The organism is Citrobacter amalonaticus (assembly GCF_018252635.1).
GTDB lineage: Bacteria > Pseudomonadota > Gammaproteobacteria > Enterobacterales > Enterobacteriaceae > Citrobacter_A > Citrobacter_A amalonaticus_E.
Genome location: NZ_JAGTXM010000010.1, coordinates 15,427 through 33,214, shown reverse-complemented (window position 1 = coordinate 33,214; position 17,788 = coordinate 15,427). Strand labels below are relative to the sequence as shown.

The 17,788-nt window shown below is 56.0% G+C and carries 18 protein-coding genes and 1 riboswitch; of the genes, 10 read left to right on the top strand and 8 right to left on the bottom strand.

Annotated features, from left to right (window positions below; translation table 11 throughout):
• The first annotated feature begins 587 nt into the window (after nt 1-587).
• The gene (purH, locus tag KE671_RS22135) at nt 588-2,177 is read left to right on the top strand and encodes a bifunctional phosphoribosylaminoimidazolecarboxamide formyltransferase/IMP cyclohydrolase (protein ID WP_206164759.1); all 1,590 of its coding nucleotides are present in this window, start codon (nt 588-590) and stop codon (nt 2,175-2,177) included.
• Between the two features lie 11 nt (nt 2,178-2,188).
• Nucleotides 2,189-3,478, top strand: coding sequence for a phosphoribosylamine--glycine ligase (gene purD / locus KE671_RS22130; RefSeq protein WP_206164758.1), 1,290 nt, complete (start codon nt 2,189-2,191; stop codon nt 3,476-3,478).
• Here purD and zraR read toward each other — a convergent pair.
• Nucleotides 3,475-4,800 (bottom strand): sigma-54-dependent response regulator transcription factor ZraR, encoded by a 1,326-nt coding sequence (gene zraR / locus KE671_RS22125; protein ID WP_206164757.1) that lies wholly within the window; start codon nt 4,798-4,800, stop codon nt 3,475-3,477. The two genes, purD and zraR, sit on opposite strands and share 4 nt — an antisense overlap.
• Nucleotides 4,797-6,197 carry a two-component system sensor histidine kinase ZraS gene (gene zraS, locus KE671_RS22120; RefSeq protein WP_432759345.1) on the bottom strand — a complete coding sequence of 467 codons (1,401 nt, stop codon included), beginning with the start codon at nt 6,195-6,197 and terminating at the stop codon, nt 4,797-4,799. The genes zraR and zraS overlap by 4 nt, the downstream gene beginning before the upstream one ends.
• A gap of 255 nt (nt 6,198-6,452) precedes the next feature.
• Here zraS and zraP point away from each other — a divergent pair, with 255 nt between their 5' ends.
• The gene (zraP, locus tag KE671_RS22115; protein ID WP_206164760.1) at nt 6,453-6,878 is read left to right on the top strand and encodes a zinc resistance sensor/chaperone ZraP; all 426 of its coding nucleotides are present in this window, start codon (nt 6,453-6,455) and stop codon (nt 6,876-6,878) included.
• Between the two features lie 86 nt (nt 6,879-6,964).
• On the opposite strand, the gene KE671_RS22110 is transcribed toward zraP, so the two are convergent.
• The 6 genes from KE671_RS22110 to nudC form a co-directional block, all read right to left on the bottom strand.
• Nucleotides 6,965-7,666, bottom strand: coding sequence for a DUF1481 domain-containing protein (locus tag KE671_RS22110; RefSeq protein ID WP_206164756.1), 702 nt, complete (start codon nt 7,664-7,666; stop codon nt 6,965-6,967).
• A 6-nt stretch (nt 7,667-7,672) separates the two neighbouring features.
• Entirely contained in the window at nt 7,673-7,945 is a 273-nt protein-coding gene (hupA, locus tag KE671_RS22105) for a nucleoid-associated protein HU-alpha (RefSeq protein ID WP_001044509.1), read from the bottom strand.
• Nucleotides 7,946-8,131: 186 nt separating this feature from the next.
• Nucleotides 8,132-8,722: a YjaG family protein gene (locus KE671_RS22100; protein WP_206164755.1), complete on the bottom strand. Its 591-nt coding sequence runs from the start codon at nt 8,720-8,722 to the stop codon at nt 8,132-8,134.
• 41 nt (nt 8,723-8,763) lie between these two features.
• Nucleotides 8,764-9,435 (bottom strand): deoxyribonuclease V, encoded by a 672-nt coding sequence (nfi, locus tag KE671_RS22095; RefSeq protein WP_206164754.1) that lies wholly within the window; start codon nt 9,433-9,435, stop codon nt 8,764-8,766.
• A gap of 9 nt (nt 9,436-9,444) precedes the next feature.
• Nucleotides 9,445-10,509 carry a uroporphyrinogen decarboxylase gene (hemE, locus tag KE671_RS22090; protein ID WP_206164753.1) on the bottom strand — a complete coding sequence of 355 codons (1,065 nt, stop codon included), beginning with the start codon at nt 10,507-10,509 and terminating at the stop codon, nt 9,445-9,447.
• Between the two features lie 164 nt (nt 10,510-10,673).
• Entirely contained in the window at nt 10,674-11,447 is a 774-nt protein-coding gene (nudC, locus tag KE671_RS22085) for an NAD(+) diphosphatase (RefSeq protein WP_206164752.1), read from the bottom strand.
• A gap of 97 nt (nt 11,448-11,544) precedes the next feature.
• Between nudC and rsd the strand changes: the two genes are divergently transcribed.
• The 7 genes from rsd (at nt 11,545) to thiH (ending at nt 17,650) form a co-directional block, all read left to right on the top strand.
• Nucleotides 11,545-12,033, top strand: coding sequence for a sigma D regulator (gene rsd, locus KE671_RS22080; protein ID WP_206164751.1), 489 nt, complete (start codon nt 11,545-11,547; stop codon nt 12,031-12,033).
• 50 nt (nt 12,034-12,083) lie between these two features.
• Nucleotides 12,084-12,193, top strand: a riboswitch (TPP riboswitch).
• A gap of 86 nt (nt 12,194-12,279) precedes the next feature.
• A complete protein-coding gene (thiC, locus tag KE671_RS22075) occupies nt 12,280-14,181 on the top strand; it encodes a phosphomethylpyrimidine synthase ThiC (RefSeq protein WP_206164750.1) in 1,902 nt (633 codons plus the stop codon).
• Nucleotides 14,181-14,816, top strand: coding sequence for a thiamine phosphate synthase (gene thiE, locus KE671_RS22070; RefSeq protein WP_206164749.1), 636 nt, complete (start codon nt 14,181-14,183; stop codon nt 14,814-14,816). Before thiC ends, thiE begins: the two co-directional genes overlap by 1 nt.
• Entirely contained in the window at nt 14,809-15,567 is a 759-nt protein-coding gene (locus tag KE671_RS22065; protein ID WP_206164748.1) for a HesA/MoeB/ThiF family protein, read from the top strand. Before thiE ends, KE671_RS22065 begins: the two co-directional genes overlap by 8 nt.
• The gene (gene thiS, locus KE671_RS22060) at nt 15,548-15,748 is read left to right on the top strand and encodes a sulfur carrier protein ThiS (RefSeq protein ID WP_206164747.1); all 201 of its coding nucleotides are present in this window, start codon (nt 15,548-15,550) and stop codon (nt 15,746-15,748) included. The genes KE671_RS22065 and thiS overlap by 20 nt, the downstream gene beginning before the upstream one ends.
• 1 nt (nt 15,749) lies before the next feature.
• Nucleotides 15,750-16,520, top strand: coding sequence for a thiazole synthase (thiG, locus tag KE671_RS22055; RefSeq protein WP_206164746.1), 771 nt, complete (start codon nt 15,750-15,752; stop codon nt 16,518-16,520).
• A complete protein-coding gene (gene thiH, locus KE671_RS22050) occupies nt 16,517-17,650 on the top strand; it encodes a 2-iminoacetate synthase ThiH (RefSeq protein WP_206164745.1) in 1,134 nt (377 codons plus the stop codon). The genes thiG and thiH overlap by 4 nt, the downstream gene beginning before the upstream one ends.
• The last annotated feature ends 138 nt before the right edge of the window (nt 17,651-17,788 follow it).

The window sequence follows — 17,788 nt, the reverse complement described above, 5'->3', positions numbered from 1 at the left end:
ACGTGTTCACTCTTTGAGACTTGGTATTCATTTTTCGTCTTGCGACGTTAAGAATCCATGTCACTTTGAGTGCCCACACAGATTGTCTGATAAATTGTTAAAGAGCAGTTGCGACGCGCTTTAGCGCTCTGTCGCGAGGTGGCGTATACTACGCTTTCCTCTTTCAGAGTCAACTCTTTTTGGAGAATTTTCTCTTCATCGTCACTGGCGTTTTTCTGTGAAGTGATTCACATCCGCCGTGTCGATGGAGGCGCATTATAGGGAGTTCCCGAGCATCCGCAATAGAAAAATATCAGAAAAATGACTGACTGCTGCATTCCCCAGCAAAACCCCGCTTTATACCCTTTTACACACAGAGTTATCCACAATCACGAGGATCATTTTCCAGATCATCCCTCCCGTGTGGGATCGTTATAGGGAGAAAATTAGCGGCAGAATCGAAAAAGAAAAATTCGCGAGCGTTGCGCAAACGTTTTCGTTACAATGCCCACGCAAAAGAAAGGATGCCCCGTAAGGGGCGTTAGCTAAGTTTTTCACGAAAAATTCAGCTAACGCTCTCTGTAATCGTCAAATCCAGGGGATTTACCATGCAACAACGTCGTCCAGTCCGCCGCGCTCTACTCAGTGTTTCTGACAAAGCCGGTATCGTCGAATTCGCCCAGGCACTTTCCGCACGTGGTGTGGAGCTGCTGTCGACAGGGGGCACTGCCCGTCTGTTAGCAGAGAAAGGTCTGCCGGTGACCGAAGTTTCCGATTACACCGGTTTCCCGGAAATGATGGATGGACGCGTGAAGACCCTACATCCTAAGGTACACGGCGGCATTCTCGGTCGTCGCGGGCAGGATGACGGGATTATGGAACAGCACGGTATCGCTCCGATCGATATGGTGGTTGTTAACCTTTATCCGTTCGCCCAGACCGTTGCCCGTGAAGGCTGCTCACTGGAAGATGCGGTAGAGAACATCGATATTGGCGGGCCGACCATGGTGCGCTCCGCCGCGAAGAACCATAAAGATGTCGCTATTGTGGTGAAAAGCAGTGACTACAACGCCATTATTAATGAGATGGATGCTAACGACGGTTCTCTGACCCTCGACACTCGTTTTGATCTCGCGATTAAAGCTTTCGAGCACACCGCCGCCTACGACAGCATGATCGCCAACTACTTTGGCAGCATGGTTCCGGCCTATCACGGCGAAAGCAAAGAAGCCGCTGGCCGTTTCCCGCGCACGCTGAACCTGAACTTCATTAAGAAGCAGGATATGCGTTATGGCGAGAACAGCCACCAGCAGGCTGCCTTCTATATAGAAGAAGATGTTAAAGAAGCTTCCGTCGCCACCGCGACCCAGGTACAGGGTAAGGCGTTGTCTTATAACAACATCGCTGATACCGACGCAGCGCTGGAGTGTGTGAAAGAGTTCGCCGAACCCGCCTGCGTGATTGTGAAGCATGCTAACCCCTGCGGCGTAGCGGTAAGTACCTCGATTCTCGATGCTTACGATCGTGCGTATAAAACGGATCCGACCTCTGCCTTTGGCGGCATTATTGCCTTCAACCGCGAACTGGATGCGGAAACCGCGCAGGCCATCATCTCCCGTCAGTTTGTTGAGGTGATTATCGCCCCGTCCGCGACCGAAGACGCGCTTAAAATCACCGCCGCCAAACAGAACGTTCGCGTCCTGACCTGCGGTCAGTGGGCTGAGCGCGTGCCGGGCCTGGACTTCAAACGCGTTAACGGTGGTCTGCTGGTTCAGGACCGCGATCTGGGTATGGTTACTGCTGGTGAACTGCGCGTGGTTACGAAGCGCCAACCAACCGAACAGGAACTGCGTGACGCGCTGTTCTGCTGGAAGGTCGCGAAGTTTGTGAAATCCAACGCCATTGTTTACGCCAAAGAGAACATGACGATTGGCATTGGCGCAGGCCAGATGAGCCGTGTCTACTCAGCTAAAATTGCCGGGATAAAAGCTGCTGATGAAGGTCTGGAAGTGAAAGGTTCCGCTATGGCTTCCGACGCCTTCTTCCCGTTCCGCGATGGTATTGATGCCGCGGCCGCGGTGGGTGTGAGCTGCGTGATCCAGCCTGGCGGTTCCATCCGTGATGATGAAGTGATTGCCGCCGCTGACGAACACGGCATTGCAATGATCTTCACCGATATGCGTCACTTCCGCCATTAATGGAGCGAGACATGAAAGTATTAGTTATCGGAAACGGCGGGCGCGAACACGCTCTGGCGTGGAAAGCCGCTCAGTCACCCAAAGTGACAACCGTATTTGTTGCGCCGGGTAACGCTGGTACTGCGCTGGAACCGACGCTGCAAAACGTCGCCATCAGCGCAACGGACATTCCTGCGCTGCTGAGCTTTGCCCAGAATGAAAAGATCGACCTGACGATCGTAGGCCCGGAAGCACCGCTGGTGAAAGGCGTGGTTGATACCTTCCGTGCGGCGGGCCTGAAAATCTTTGGCCCAACTGCAGGCGCAGCACAACTGGAAGGTTCCAAAGCGTTCACCAAGGATTTCCTTGCACGTCACCAGATCCCAACTGCCGAATACCAGAACTTCACTGAAATCGATCCTGCCCTCGCTTATCTGCGTGAGAAAGGCGCGCCGATCGTCATCAAGGCTGACGGTCTGGCTGCCGGTAAGGGTGTGATTGTCGCAATGACGCTGGAAGAAGCCGAAGCCGCCGTACATGACATGCTGGCTGGTAACGCGTTTGGCGATGCCGGTCATCGTATCGTAATTGAAGAATTCCTCGATGGCGAAGAAGCCAGCTTTATCGTGATGGTTGACGGCGAGCACGTCCTGCCGATGGCCACCAGCCAGGATCATAAGCGTGTGGGCGATGGTGATACCGGTCTGAACACCGGCGGTATGGGTGCTTACTCTCCTGCACCGGTGGTGACGGATGACGTCCACCAGCGCACCATGGAACGTATCATCTGGCCAACTGTGAAAGGCATGGCGGCAGAAGGTAATACCTACACCGGCTTCCTGTACGCAGGATTGATGATCGACAAGCAGGGCAACCCGAAGGTGATTGAATTTAACTGCCGTTTTGGCGATCCGGAAACCCAGCCGATTATGCTGCGCATGAAGTCCGATCTGGTTGAACTCTGCCTGGCTGCCTGCGAAGGCAAACTGGATGCGCAAAAATCCGAGTGGGATGAACGTGCCTCGCTTGGCGTGGTGATGGCGGCGGGCGGATATCCTGGCGATTACCGCACCGGCGACGTGATCCACGGTTTGCCGCTCGAAGAAGTGGCCGATGGTAAAGTGTTCCACGCCGGGACAAAACTGGCTGATAACGAGCAGGTGGTCACCAGCGGCGGTCGCGTGCTGTGTGTCACCGCGCTGGGCGTCAGCGTGGCAGAGGCGCAGAAGCGCGCCTATGCCTTAATGACCGATATCCACTGGGACGATTGTTTCTGCCGTAAAGACATCGGCTGGCGCGCCATTGAGCGTGAACAGAATTAACGCGACAGTTTCGCCAGCAGCGTCTTTCGCGTAATCCCTAACTGACGGGCGGCTTCCGTTTTGTTGCCGCCCGTTTTCTCCAGCGCCGCCAGAATCACCTCTTTTTCGACTTCCACCAGCGGCTGAATATCCTGCGTCCCGATAAGCGGAATCGGTTGACTTGCAATTGCCAGCGGCAGCTCGCGCTCGGAGATATACTCTCCCGTTAGCAGCACCACCGAACGTTCAATCGCGTTTTCCAGCTCGCGGATATTGCCAGGCCAGTCATAATGAATGAGCAAATCCATCGCCCGTGGGGTAAACCCTTTCACCACTTTACGGTTGCGCCCGGCAAACCGTTCAAGAAAATGCTCCGCTAACAAGGGGATATCCTCCCGTCGTTGACGCAACGAAGGCATTTCAATTGTCACCACGTTCAGGCGGTAATAGAGATCCTGACGAAAGCGCCCGGCGTTCACCTCTTCCGCCAGGCAGCGATGGGTCGCGGCAATCAGACGGACATCAACCGAGATCGTCTGATTACTGCCGACGCGCTGAACCTCGCGTTCCTGAATCGCGCGCAATAACCGTACCTGCATCATCGGCGAGATATCGCCGATTTCATCGAGAAACAGCGTGCCGCCATTGGCTTCGACAAAGCGCCCTTCCCGGCGTTTGTCAGCCCCCGTAAAGGCCCCTTTCTCATGACCGAACAGCTCAGATTCCAGGAGCGACTCGTTGAGCGCCGCGCAGTTCAGCGTCACCAACGGTTTGTCGCTCCGCGCGCTGCTGGCATGCAGCGCGCGTGCCACCAGCTCTTTCCCGGTGCCAGAATCACCATGAATTAGCACCGTCGCATCTGAAGGGGCCACCATCGTAATTTCACTCAGCAGTTGCTGCATCGCCGGGCTTTTGCCAACCATCCCAAACTGCGAAGCGGAAACTGACGGCAGCTCGCTGACGGATCCTCGCGTATGTGCCAGCGCGTTTTCCAGCGTCGTTTGCAGATTGTCAAAATCCAGCGGTTTGATTAAGTAATCCAGCGCGCCGGTTTTTAGCGCCTCAACCGCCGTCTCCACGCTGGAAAACGCCGTCATGATCAGTACAGGAATGGCCGGGTTCAGCGCCTTGATCTCTTTCAGCGTCTCGATGCCGTCCATCTCCGCCATGCGTACATCGCACAGCACGAGGTCAAAAACATGTTCACGCACCTGCTCGAGCGCGGCCCGTCCGCTGTAAGCCAGCGCGACGCCATAGCCCCATCCCCGCAGTAATGCCTGTAAAATAGTGCAGTGGCTGACGTCGTCATCCACCACCAGAATATCGATCTTTGCGCGAGTCATCCTTGTGAATCCTTACGTGTTAACGTCACCGGGAGCCAAAGGGTGAACGTTGCGCCCTGACCTGGCGGGCTTACCGCCTGAATCGTCCCGCCATGCTGTTCAATGATGTTCTGTACCACCGCCAGCCCCAGTCCCGTACCGTCCGCTTTGGTCGTGAAGTAAGGGGTGAATATGGCGGCCAGCTGGTCTGGCGCAATCCCTTTCCCGTTGTCTGCAACGGTGATTTTAACGCGATCGGCTCCGCTTGTGCTCGCCTCAACGCGGATAACACCCTGGCGCTCGATCGCATGAATCGCATTCAGATAAAGATTCAGCAGTACCTGCGTCAACCTGTCCGGATCGGCCTGAATAGACGGTAGCGCAGGGTCAGATACAAATTGCAAATCGATCGCCCGACTTTGCGCGTCCTGGCTGACCAGTTGCAGAGAGTGACCAATCATCGCATTGAGATCCACCGACTGCAAAGACAAGTGCGCGGGCTTTACCAGTTCCAGCAGCTCGCTTACCACCCGGTTTAAGCGATCGGCCTCTTTCGCCATCACCTGCGCCAGTTCATGCGCTTCACCGCCCGCCGGTGCGCGTTCAGCAAAGTACTTCGCCAGCCCTTTGATGGACGACAGTGGATTACGAATCTCGTGCGCGACGCCTGCCGCCAGATGCCCGAGCGCCACCAGCTTCTCTTTACGGTTCACCTCATCCTGCAACAGCTGGCGAGAACGCAGGTAGCGCCAGTACCAGAAAAATGTCAGGAGGGTCGCCAACAGCACGGTGGTCAGCGCGAAAAGCATAATCAGCGTGTTGCGCCACTCACGCGCCTGCGTCACGGCCAGCTCACTGGCATCAAAGGCGATAAAAATGGACTGACTGGCGGAGCCAGACATTCCACCAATGCCACGCGACATCCCGTGCATCCCGTGCCGCCCCGGGAAAAACAGCGGCTGGAACTGACGATAGATCTCCAGCGCCGGAACAGGTTCCCCCTGCGCATCTAGCGCGTCAAGTGAACGCCAGCGCGCCTCTTCTCCCGGATGTAATGCTTTCATCTCCGCTGGCGAGTAGAGCGTTTTCCCTACCTGGGCAGGATCGCTGTGCATGACCACGTTGCCCTGCGCATCCGTCACAGCAAACCACAGTACGCCAGGCTGCCCCGCCATCTCTTCGAGCAGGGTTTGCTGCTGAGCATGATGCATCCGCATGCCCATCCCGACGCGCGTCCCCGACTCCAGTGCACGGATCAGCACACTGCCTTTTTCCAGCAGCGTCTGCCGCGCCGCGTCACTTTCACGCCCGTAATCGCGGATCACCATCACGGCAAATAGCCCAACCAGAATCAGGATGACGGCGGGTAGTACCCCGCTTAACCATCGGGAGACCGTATCCTTATGTTCTCGCATCATTCTTATCTGCTCTGTGTCACTCAATCCTTTTTTGCTTCAGCAGAAATCATGCCACTTTTCGCAGCCCGTATCCCGGTCTTGCCACACAAACTGCAGGCACCGCCGGGTAAAAATGACCCATTGCGTCCTTCCGGCGAGTCATTTTTACTCGCTTTGCAGGCCTGCGCCTCGCCAGAACCCGCGCCGGGCGGGAATATTCGGTCTGGCACGGAAGATGCAATACGGAAGATAAGACCACCCACAGGAGGATAAATGATGAAACGGAACACGAAAGCAGGCCTGGCGCTGATCGCCCTCTCTTTGATGTTAGTAGGCTCCAGCCCCGCACTGGCGCGGCATCACTGGGGGAACGGCGGCGGCATGTGGCAACAAAATGGCAGTGGGCTGAGCGCAGAACAGCAGGCCGCCGCGCAGAAAATCCATAATGACTTTTACAATCAGACTAACGCCCTACGTCAGCAACTGATGTCCAAACGCTATGAGTACAACGCGCTGTTAGCGACTAATCCGCCGGATACCGCCAAAATCAATGCGGTGGTGAAAGAGATGGAATCCTTAAGACAGTCACTGGATGAACAGCGGGTGAAACGGGATGTTGCCATGGCTCAGGCCGGCGTCTCTGGTGGTATGGGGATGGGTTACGGCGGATGCGGTGGCGGCGGTCATATGGGGCGCTGGTAATGTTTTGCCTGATGGCGCTACGCTTATCAGGCCTACAGAATGTCTGGTGTAGGCCGGATAAGGCGTAAGCCGCCATCCGGCACCCATCAAAACGTTTTTTCTTTTGGCTGCCAGTGACAGAAGTCGGAATTTGCCACCAGCAGAAGCTGTGACCCTTCGGGTGCCTCCAGCCATGCCACACTGACATCAGCCGATGAGCGGCTCTGGCGGCGCGCAATGTGACTCATCGCCCAGGAGTCTAAATCCGGCTTAACCGTCTCGTCTTCGCAGGTAGTGACCGTGCGTTCAGCACCATGCCAGCGCCCCTGTCGCAACACTACTCGCCCCAGACGCAGCGCATCGCTGGTCTGGCGGATTTGCTCCGCACGATAACGATATAATTCAATCTGCTCGTTCGAAAGCTGTTGTTTTTGGCCATCGACTTCCCGCTGCATAAAGCTCAGGTCGCCGCGATCGTCAAACCGCACGCGGATATGCTCCGGCGGTTCGCCATAAATATTGAGTTCTATCAGTGAAAGGGAATCACCCTGCCAGCGGTACTCGCTGGTTGTGGTACTGCCATTACGCCACGGGCTAAACACCGAAAGCAAATGGACGCCATCTGAGGCATCTTTACGCCAGATACGCACCGCGCCCTGGTTGTCAGCGAATCCGCTGGCGGTAAACGGGGGAAGCGAATCGTTATGACTACAGGCTGTCAGCAACAGCACACCTGCCAGCGTCAATACGCGACGCCAGACAGACGAAAGGGGCGAAACCGCCCCTTCATTAAAACTGTTTACAGCCACGCAGTCTTACTTCACTGCGTCTTTCAGTGCCTTACCAGAAACAAACGCCGGTACGTTAGCAGCGGCGATTTTGATTTCTTTACCGGTCTGCGGGTTGCGGCCAGTGCGCTCAGCACGGTGGTTCACTTTGAAGGTACCGAAACCAACCAGTTGTACAGCATCGCCTTCTTTCAGAGACTCAGTAATAGCAGCCAGAGTGGATTCCAGAGCAGCTTTAGCCTGGGTTTTGGACAGTTCTGCTTTGTCTGCAATTACATCAATCAGTTGAGTCTTGTTCATAAGTTATCCTTACAATGTGTTTATCGCTTGCTAAGCATCGAGTGCGACGGAAATGCCAGAAAAGCACTCTCCTGCATACACGCACCGATAGCCACTTTTTTTCGCCCTCCAAATGTAGACCAGACGGGGGGCGGAAGGGAAGCCTCCAGGTACGACAATTCAGAAGTTAAATCACGTTTTCGTGTCTTATTGCTGAAAATTTATACCGATATTACTCTCACCAGCCTCACGCAGGTCTGCTCTAAGCCCTTTTATCAGCTCAATGTCGCGTTCTTCGCAGTCCGCTAAAAGTCGGAATATTTCCCACTGAATATCCCACTCTTGCTCCACCGCGGGGTTATCTTTGAGCTCTTCATCGCTCATTTCTCGACCAGCCTGGGTCATTTCCAGCATCGCAACCGTGGTTATGGATGTCTTGCTGACTTCAATGGCGTGTTCCAGCGTCTCACCACTCAAACGGGAATGGACCAGCTCGCTTAACGCCACGCAGGCATCAATGGCCGGATAAACCCCATACAGGTCATAATCGTCAGCCGTGGGGATCGCTTCTTCAAACTTCTCCAGTTGACTGTCGAAATTCACTTTCGCGTCTTTGACCGTCAGCGTTTCCCAGATCAAGTCCAGAATACGGCGGTATACCTGCCCATCGCCAAACCCGGTCTGTCGGCAGAACATGGCATAGTTCGGGTACATACGCTCACACAGGCAGGCCATAAACGTGACGTGCTGCCAGCTCTCCAGACGTTCCAGACGCAGATGAATCGGGTTTTGTAACATGATGAATTCTCGAATAAGAAATTATCGGCAGTGTACCGCAATCAGGGCTGAATTTCCTGCCAACGCACAAATGCCGGACGTTCAGATGCCACCGCATCCGCCCAACGGGTCGGCTCTGGCAAACGATAGCCTTTCATACAGCGCTGCACCCACGCCAGGGCGCTGTCCAGCCCAACGCGATGGCCCGTCGCGATAAACAGCGGATTACAGCGCGCTTTACTGCGCCAGACCCATGCCAGTTGTTCACCTTTATCCATCAGTGGCGCCAGCGCGCCCGGTTCAGTACCGAGTGGTTCAAACTTGCCGCACAGACGCTTTTTCGCCACGCCAATGGTCGGCACATCCACCAGCAGCCCAAAGTGGCTGGCCACGCCGAGACGGCGTGGATGGGAGATGCCGTGTCCATCAACAAAGAGGAGATCGGGTTTCTGTGAGAGTAACGCCCACGCCGCCAGCAGCGCGGGCGTCTCACGAAAGGAGAGAAAGCCGGGGATATAAGGCATGGTGGTGGCGATCCGCGCCACCTGGTATTCGACCAGTTCCAGCGAGGGGTATTTCAGCAGCACGATCGCGGCTCGCGTCACCTCACCTCCTTGCTCAAACCCGACGTCGGCACCGGCAATCAGATCCGGCGGATCGTTATCGAAACGATCCGTACGGATCACCGATGAGGCCAGTTCAAGCTGCTGAGCACGTAGCAATGCAAGATCCATACTGACGCTCTACTTATGATACTGCGCAGATAAGCGGTGAACCGCCGCAACAAAGACGCCGGCGTGTTCAGGCGGCACATCCTGATGAATGCCGTGGCCGAGGTTAAAAACATGGCCCTCGCCCTGTCCGAAACCGGAAAGGATCGTCGCCACTTCTTCTTCGATACGCGCCGCAGGCGCATAGAGCATCGACGGGTCCATGTTGCCCTGCAAGGCCACTTTATGCCCGACACGACGACGTGCATCGGCAATATCGGTGGTCCAGTCGAGTCCGAGCGCATCGCAGCCGGTCTCCGCCATCGCCTCCAGCCACTGTCCGCCACCTTTGGTAAACAGCGTCACCGGCACGCGGCGACCGTCATTTTCACGCAGCAGGCCATCAACGATTTTGTGCATGTAATACAGCGAGAATTGCTGATAATCGCGCCCGGTCAGCACGCCGCCCCAGGTATCGAAAATCATCACCGACTGTGCGCCCGCCTTGATTTGAGCATTGAGATACAGCGTGACGCTCTTTGCCAGCTTATCAAGCAGCGCATGCAACGTTTTCGGGTCGGCATACATCATCTTTTTAATCACGGTAAACGCTTTACTGCTTCCGCCTTCCACCATGTAGGTCGCCAGCGTCCACGGACTGCCAGAGAAACCGATCAGCGGCACTTCGCCTTTTAGCTCGCGGCGGATCGTGCGTACCGCGTTCATCACGTAGCCCAGTTCATCTTCCGGATCGGGAACCGGCAGTTTGTCGACATCGGCTTTACAGGCCACCGGGGCAGTAAAACGCGGACCTTCGCCGGCTTCAAAATAGAGCCCCAGCCCCATCGCATCCGGAATGGTCAGGATATCCGAGAAGAGGATCGCCGCATCAAGCGGATAACGGCGCAGCGGCTGGAGCGTCACTTCGCAGGCCAGCTCGGCATTTTTGCACAGCGACATAAAGTCGCCCGCTTCTGCGCGGGTGGCTTTATATTCCGGTAAATAACGGCCCGCCTGGCGCATCATCCATACCGGGGTGACATCAACGGGCTGGCGCAGCAGCGCACGCAGATAACGATCGTTCTTCAGTTCGGTCATTTTTGCAGTTCCTTATTGCGTCAGTCCGTCAGTGTATACACAAAATCATTCAGAGTGGAGCAAGGCGACAACTGAATGAATCCCCTGGCGCTTACTCAGATAAGTGACTGGGGTGATTGAAGGCAGTCAACGAAGAGCCACTTTGAAGGATGAAGTGTATCATGTCATTCGTACTCAGCCCGACACATAGCCACAGTATCTTCGATCAGCCGCCGTGCGACAGTGCCTGGCGGCGGCAGGAGCGGTAGCGAGTCGTAGCGATACCAGTTAGCCTCCAGCAGCTCTTTCGGGTCGATGACGATCTCACCGCTGTCATATTCCGCCATAAACGCGGTCATCAGCGACATCGGGAACGGCCACGGCTGCGAGGTGATATAGCGCAGGTTTTTGATTTTAATGCCGCTCTCTTCCATCACCTCACGCGCCACCGCCTGTTCCAGGGTTTCGCCCACCTCAACAAATCCGGCAAGCACAGTATGTACGCCGTTGCGATGGCGAACGTGTTGGGCAAGCAGGATGGAATCTTCACGGCGAATGGCGACGATAATGCAGGGAGCGATTTGCGGGTAGTAACGTTCGCGGCAGTGGGTACAGAGCATCGCCCACTCGGTTTTACTCGGATGCATCGGATGCCCGCAGTAGCCGCAGAACTTATGCGATCGATAAAACTCGGCCAGTTGCACACCGCGCCCCGCCAGTTGAAATAGCCCCACATCCTGATCGAGCACCTGACGAACCGATCCCATCTCGTGGCGCCGATGCTGTTGCACCAGCCAGACGGGCTCGCCTTCCCACTCTCCGATTTGCAGCGCGGGCTGCCCGACAAGCTCGAAATGTGCCGCATCGCCGTGTGGCAATTCGCCATGGGGCAACCATAATTTTTGCTCATGGCTGACGATCCACCAGCCGTGATCTAATTTTTCAATAATACGATCCATAGCTCTTGCACTACCTTTGCTTCACTGGCATGTTGATAACATTATTTTTACAATTCCTGCGTGAGCAGTTTTTAAATCTACATTTGCGGAGTCAATCATGTTAAACCAGCTGGAAGACCTGACAGAGCGCGTCAGAGGCAGTAACAAACTGGTTGATCGCTGGCTACATGTACGTAAGCATCTGCTCGTGGCTTACTACAATCTGGTTGGCATTAAGCCTGGCAAAGAATCGTACATGCGACTGAATGAAAAAGCGCTGGATGATTTTTGTCAGAGCCTGGTCGACTATCTCTCCACCGGACACTTCAGTATTTATGAACGTATTCTGCATAAATTGGAAGGCAACGGGCAGCTTTTAAAAGCGACAAAAATTTGGCCGCAGCTGGAAGCGAACACACAACGCATCATGGACTACTATGACTCCAGCCTGGAAACGGCGATTGATCACGATAACTGCCTGGAGTTTCAACAGGTTTTGTCCGATCTCGGCGAAGCGCTGGAAGCCCGGTTTGCGCTGGAAGATAAGCTGATCATGCTGGTCTTTGACGCTATGCATGAGCATGCGGTCATTAAACGTCCTGCTTGAGTTCGGCGCACAGAACGCGTAGTTTACCCCTATTGCCTCTTATCAGAGGTTACATCTTGTCGGAGTGCCTGGTGTGAAAACACTGGCTGAGACCGTTAATTCGGGATCCGCGGAACCTGATCAGGTTAAAACCTGCGAAGGGAACAAGAGTAATTCTGCTTTATGCGTAAGCCTTAACGGGCGGCGCACATCTATTACTCCATCCGTCGTCTGACAAGCCATCTCCTTACTTTTTTGGAATGAGCTATGTCTGCAACTACCCCTAAATTGTCCCGCCGCGAACAGCGCGCGCAAGCACAACACTTTATCGATACGCTGGAAGGCACCGCTTTCCCGAATTCCAGACGCATCTACATCACCGGCTCGACGAGCGATATCCGCATTCCGATGCGTGAGATCCAGCTTAGCCCGACGCTCATCGGCGGCAGCAAAGCGGAACCGTTGTTTGAAGAGAACGAAGCGATTCCGGTGTACGATACGTCCGGCCCCTACGGCGATCCCGAGGTGGCGATTAACGTTCAGCAGGGCCTGGCAAAGTTGCGCCAGCCGTGGATTGACGCCCGTCACGACAGCGAAGAACTGTCCGTTCGCAGCTCGGCATATACCAAAGAACGCCTGGCCGATGATGGCCTTGATGAACTGCGCTTCACCGGTCTGCTGACGCCAAAACGCGCCAAAGCGGGAAAATGTGTGACCCAACTACACTATGCCCGTCAGGGGATCGTCACTCCGGAGATGGAGTTTATCGCCATCCGTGAAAACATGGGCCGTGAGCGTATCCGGAGTGAAGTGTTACGCCAGCAGCATCCGGGCGAAGGATTCGGAGCACGTCTGCCGGAGAACATCACGCCGGAATTCGTACGTGATGAAGTGGCTGCCGGGCGGGCGATCATTCCCGCCAACATCAACCACCCGGAATCTGAGCCGATGATTATTGGCCGTAACTTTCTGGTGAAAGTGAATGCCAATATCGGTAATTCCGCCGTCACCTCCTCCATTGAAGAAGAAGTGGAGAAACTGGTGTGGGCAACGCGCTGGGGAGCGGACACCGTGATGGACCTCTCCACCGGTCGCTATATTCATGAAACCCGTGAGTGGATCCTGCGTAATAGTCCGGTGCCGATCGGTACTGTACCGATCTACCAGGCGCTGGAGAAGGTCAATGGGATCGCCGAAGATCTTACCTGGGAAGCCTTCCGCGACACGCTGCTGGAACAGGCCGAACAGGGGGTGGACTACTTCACCATCCATGCCGGTGTACTGCTGCGCTATGTACCGATGACCGCGAAGCGTCTGACGGGGATTGTTTCGCGTGGGGGATCGATTATGGCGAAATGGTGTCTCTCTCATCACAAAGAGAACTTCCTCTACCAGCACTTCCGCGAGATTTGCGAAATCTGCGCCGCCTATGACGTGTCGCTGTCGCTCGGCGATGGCCTGCGCCCGGGTTCCCTTCAGGACGCCAACGACGAGGCACAATTCTCGGAACTGCATACGCTGGGAGAACTGACGAAGATCGCCTGGGAATACGATGTGCAGGTGATGATTGAAGGCCCGGGCCACGTGCCGATGCAGATGATCCGTCGCAATATGACCGAAGAACTGGAGCACTGTCACGAAGCACCATTCTACACCTTAGGTCCGCTGACCACCGATATCGCACCGGGTTACGACCATTTCACCTCGGGGATTGGCGCGGCGATGATCGGTTGGTTTGGCTGCGCAATGCTCTGTTATGTCACGCCGAAAGAGCACCTCGGCCTGCCAAACAAAGAGGATGTGAAACAGGGGCTGATCACCTACAAGATTGCCGCCCATGCAGCCGATCTGGCGAAGGGGCATCCGGGCGCGCAAATCCGTGATAACGCAATGTCGAAAGCACGCTTTGAATTCCGCTGGGAAGACCAGTTTAATCTGGCGCTCGACCCGTTCACCGCCCGCGCTTACCACGATGAAACCCTGCCGCAGGAATCCGGTAAAGTCGCTCACTTCTGCTCCATGTGCGGGCCGAAATTCTGCTCGATGAAAATCAGCCAGGAGGTCCGCGACTACGCCGCCGCCCAGACCATTGAAGTGGGGATGGCGGATATGTCTGAGAACTTCCGCGCTAAAGGCGGTGAAATCTATCTGAAGCGGGAGGAAGCCTGATGTATCAACCCGATTTCCCAACGGTGCCGTTCCGCTTAGGACTCTATCCGGTTGTCGACAGCGTGGCGTGGATTGAACGTCTGCTGGGCGTGGGCGTGCGAACGATCCAGTTACGCATCAAAGATAAGCGCGATGAAGTGGTCGAAGCTGATGTCGTTTCCGCCATCGAACTGGGCCGCAAATACAAAGCCCGTCTGTTTATTAATGATTACTGGCGGCTGGCAATCAAACACCGTGCGTATGGCGTGCATCTGGGTCAGGAAGATCTGGAAACCACCGATCTGAAGGCGATTCAGGCGGCGGGAATACGCCTGGGCGTCTCGACGCACGACGACATGGAGATTGACGTAGCGCTGGCGGCACGTCCCTCCTACATCGCGCTGGGCCATGTCTTCCCGACGCAGACTAAGCAGATGCCGTCTGCGCCGCAGGGACTGGAGCAGCTCGCGCGGCATATCGATCGTCTGAGCGATTACCCAACCGTCGCTATTGGCGGGATCAGTCTGGAGCGCGCACCAGAAGTACTGGCGACTGGCACAGGGAGTATTGCAGTGGTCAGCGCCATTACCCAGGCCGCAGACTGGCGAGCGGCCACCGCACAGTTGCTGGCGATAGCAGGAGCAGGCGATGAATGACCGTGACTTTATGCGCTATAGCCGTCAGATCCTGCTGGGCGATATTGCCATTGACGGTCAGCAAAAGCTGCTTGCCAGCCGTGTGCTGATCGTCGGGCTGGGCGGATTAGGCTCCCCGGCCGCGCTGTATCTGGCTGGAGCCGGTGTCGGTACGCTGGTGCTGGCTGACGGCGATGACGTTCATCTCAGCAATTTACAACGGCAGATCCTGTTCACCACGGATGACATTGCCCGATCTAAATCACAGGTTGCACAGCAGCGGCTGGCGCGACTCAATCCGGATATCGAACTGCTCGCGCTACCGCAGCGTTTGAGTGGAGAGGCGCTGAAGCATGCGGTGGCGCAAGCGGATGTCGTGCTCGACTGCACCGATAACATGGTGACACGTCAGGAAATTAACGCGGCATGCGTGGCGTTCGATACCCCGCTGATTACCGCCAGCGCGGTCGGGTTTGGCGGCCAACTGATGGTGCTAACGCCGCCCTGGACGCAGGGCTGTTACCGCTGCCTGTGGCCCGATGATGCCGAACCAGAACGCAACTGTCGTACCGCAGGAGTTCTCGGCCCCGTCGTCGGCGTGATGGGCACGTTGCAGGCACTGGAAGCGATTAAACTGCTGAGCGGTCTGGAGACGCCCGGTGGTGAATTGCGCTTGTTTGATGGCAAAACCAGCCAGTGGCGCAGCCTGGCATTACGCCGCGCCAGCGGGTGTCCAGTGTGTGGAGGGCGACATGCGAATACAGTTCAATGATGAGCCAATGCAGTGTGCTGAGGGAGTCTCCGTACATACCCTGCTGATTCAATTGAATCAGTTAAAACCCGGCGTCGCGCTGGCGCTCAATCAACAGATCCTGCCCCGCGAGCAGTGGGAGCAGCACATCATGCAGGAAGGCGACCAGATCCTGCTTTTTCAGGTTATCGCAGGGGGTTGAGATGTTACGTATTGCCGACAAAACATTTGATTCACATCTGTTCACGGGCACGGGAAAGTTTGCATCGCCAGCATTAATGACTGACGCGATCCGCGCCTCCGGTAGCCAACTGGTGACGCTGGCCATGAAACGTGTGGATTTGCGCCAGCACAATGATGCCATCCTGGCTCCCCTTATCGACGCGGGCGTTACGCTACTGCCCAACACGTCCGGGGCGAAAACGGCGGAAGAGGCACTCTTTGCCGCACAGCTTGCGCGCGAAGCGCTCGGTACGCATTGGCTGAAGCTGGAAATTCATCCCGATGCGCGCTGGCTGCTGCCGGACCCAATTGAAACGCTGAAAGCCGCCGAGGCGTTGGTAAAACAAGGATTTGTAGTGCTGCCATACTGCGGTGCGGATCCGGTGCTGTGCAAGCGGCTGGAAGACGTGGGTTGTGCGGCGGTGATGCCGCTCGGCGCGCCGATTGGATCTAATCAGGGGCTGGAAACCCGGACCATGCTGGAGATTATTATCCAGCAGTCCACCGTTCCGGTGGTGGTGGATGCCGGAATCGGTGTACCCAGCCACGCTACGCAAGCGCTGGAAATGGGTGCAGATGCCGTGCTGGTGAATACGGCGATTGCCGTGGCAGACGATCCGGTGATGATGGCCCGCGCGTTCCGGCTGGCAGTGGAAGCCGGTCTTCTGGCGCGTCAGGCCGGACCAGGCAGCCGCAGCCGTCAGGCGCAGGCTACCAGCCCGCTGACCGGTTTTCTGGAGGTCCCGGCATGAAAACGTTCACCGACCGCTGGCGGCAACTCGACTGGGACGACATCCGCCTGCGCATCAACAGCAAAACATCAGCGGACGTTGAGCGAGCGCTAAATGCGCCCCGTCCCAACCGCGACGATATGATGGCGCTGCTGTCACCTGCCGCGAGCGCGTACCTCGAACCGCTGGCACAGCGGGCACAGACCCTTACCCGCCAGCGCTTCGGCAATACGGTGAGTTTTTACGTCCCGCTGTATCTCTCTAACCTGTGCGCGAACGACTGTACCTACTGTGGCTTTTCGATGAGCAACCGCATCAAGCGCAAAACGCTCGATGAAACAGATATTGCGCAGGAGTGTGCCGCGATCCGCAAACTGGGTTTTGAACATCTTCTGTTAGTTACCGGCGAGCATCAGGCAAAGGTCGGGATGGACTATTTCCGTCGCCACTTACCCACCATTCGCCAGCAGTTTTCATCGTTACAGATGGAGGTTCAGCCGTTAGCCGAGGCGGAATATGCCGAACTGAAAACGCTGGGGCTCGACGGAGTGATGGTCTATCAGGAGACGTATCACGAAGCGATGTACGCGCAACATCATCTGAAGGGGAAAAAACAGGATTTCTTCTGGCGTCTGGAAACCCCGGACCGGCTCGGACGCGCAGGTATCGATAAGATCGGCCTCGGCGCGCTGATTGGTCTTTCCGACAACTGGCGGGTGGATTGCTATATGGTTGCCGAGCATCTGCTGTGGCTTCAGCAGCACTACTGGCAGAGCCGCTACTCGATTTCGTTTCCACGCCTGCGTCCGTGCGCTGGCGGTATTGAGCCCGCTTCAATCATGGATGAGCGCCAACTGGTACAAACCATCTGCGCGTTCCGTCTGTTGGCACCAGAGATTGAACTGTCGCTGTCTACGCGGGAATCGCCCTGGTTTCGCGACCATGTTATCCCGCTGGCGATTAACAACGTCAGTGCGTTCTCGAAAACCCAGCCGGGCGGATATGCGGACGATCATGCCGAACTGGAACAGTTCGCGCCACATGATAACCGCCGTCCCGAAACCGTCGCCGATGCGCTTTCCGCGCAAGGGCTACAGCCGGTATGGAAGGACTGGGATGCGTATCTGGGGCGCGCTTCGCAAAGGCGATGAACCGCCATGCAAACGGGTAACGATTTTACGAACCGCGACGAAAGAGAGAAAACGAGAGGTTGTCGTCAACCTCTCACTTTTTTAACGTATCACCGTCAGCTGTAGCGCTGTCCAGGGCGAAAAGCTTCTTCCTCGTTT

What these genes read in the sequence shown, in the direction of transcription:
- purH (WP_206164759.1), top strand. Translation starts at nt 588, where the DNA reads ATGCAACAACGTCGTCCAGTCCGCCGCGCTCTACTCAGTGTTTCTGAC.
- purD (WP_206164758.1), top strand. Translation starts at nt 2,189, where the DNA reads ATGAAAGTATTAGTTATCGGAAACGGCGGGCGCGAACACGCTCTGGCG.
- zraR (WP_206164757.1), bottom strand. Translation starts at nt 4,800, where the DNA reads ATGACTCGCGCAAAGATCGATATTCTGGTGGTGGATGACGACGTCAGC.
- zraS (WP_432759345.1), bottom strand. Translation starts at nt 6,197, where the DNA reads ATGATGCGAGAACATAAGGATACGGTCTCCCGATGGTTAAGCGGGGTA.
- zraP (WP_206164760.1), top strand. Translation starts at nt 6,453, where the DNA reads ATGAAACGGAACACGAAAGCAGGCCTGGCGCTGATCGCCCTCTCTTTG.
- hupA (WP_001044509.1), bottom strand. Translation starts at nt 7,945, where the DNA reads ATGAACAAGACTCAACTGATTGATGTAATTGCAGACAAAGCAGAACTG.
- KE671_RS22100 (WP_206164755.1), bottom strand. Translation starts at nt 8,722, where the DNA reads ATGTTACAAAACCCGATTCATCTGCGTCTGGAACGTCTGGAGAGCTGG.
- nfi (WP_206164754.1), bottom strand. Translation starts at nt 9,435, where the DNA reads ATGGATCTTGCATTGCTACGTGCTCAGCAGCTTGAACTGGCCTCATCG.
- hemE (WP_206164753.1), bottom strand. Translation starts at nt 10,509, where the DNA reads ATGACCGAACTGAAGAACGATCGTTATCTGCGTGCGCTGCTGCGCCAG.
- nudC (WP_206164752.1), bottom strand. Translation starts at nt 11,447, where the DNA reads ATGGATCGTATTATTGAAAAATTAGATCACGGCTGGTGGATCGTCAGC.
- rsd (WP_206164751.1), top strand. Translation starts at nt 11,545, where the DNA reads ATGTTAAACCAGCTGGAAGACCTGACAGAGCGCGTCAGAGGCAGTAAC.
- thiC (WP_206164750.1), top strand. Translation starts at nt 12,280, where the DNA reads ATGTCTGCAACTACCCCTAAATTGTCCCGCCGCGAACAGCGCGCGCAA.
- thiE (WP_206164749.1), top strand. Translation starts at nt 14,181, where the DNA reads ATGTATCAACCCGATTTCCCAACGGTGCCGTTCCGCTTAGGACTCTAT.
- KE671_RS22065 (WP_206164748.1), top strand. Translation starts at nt 14,809, where the DNA reads ATGAATGACCGTGACTTTATGCGCTATAGCCGTCAGATCCTGCTGGGC.
- thiS (WP_206164747.1), top strand. Translation starts at nt 15,548, where the DNA reads ATGCGAATACAGTTCAATGATGAGCCAATGCAGTGTGCTGAGGGAGTC.
- thiG (WP_206164746.1), top strand. Translation starts at nt 15,750, where the DNA reads ATGTTACGTATTGCCGACAAAACATTTGATTCACATCTGTTCACGGGC.
- thiH (WP_206164745.1), top strand. Translation starts at nt 16,517, where the DNA reads ATGAAAACGTTCACCGACCGCTGGCGGCAACTCGACTGGGACGACATC.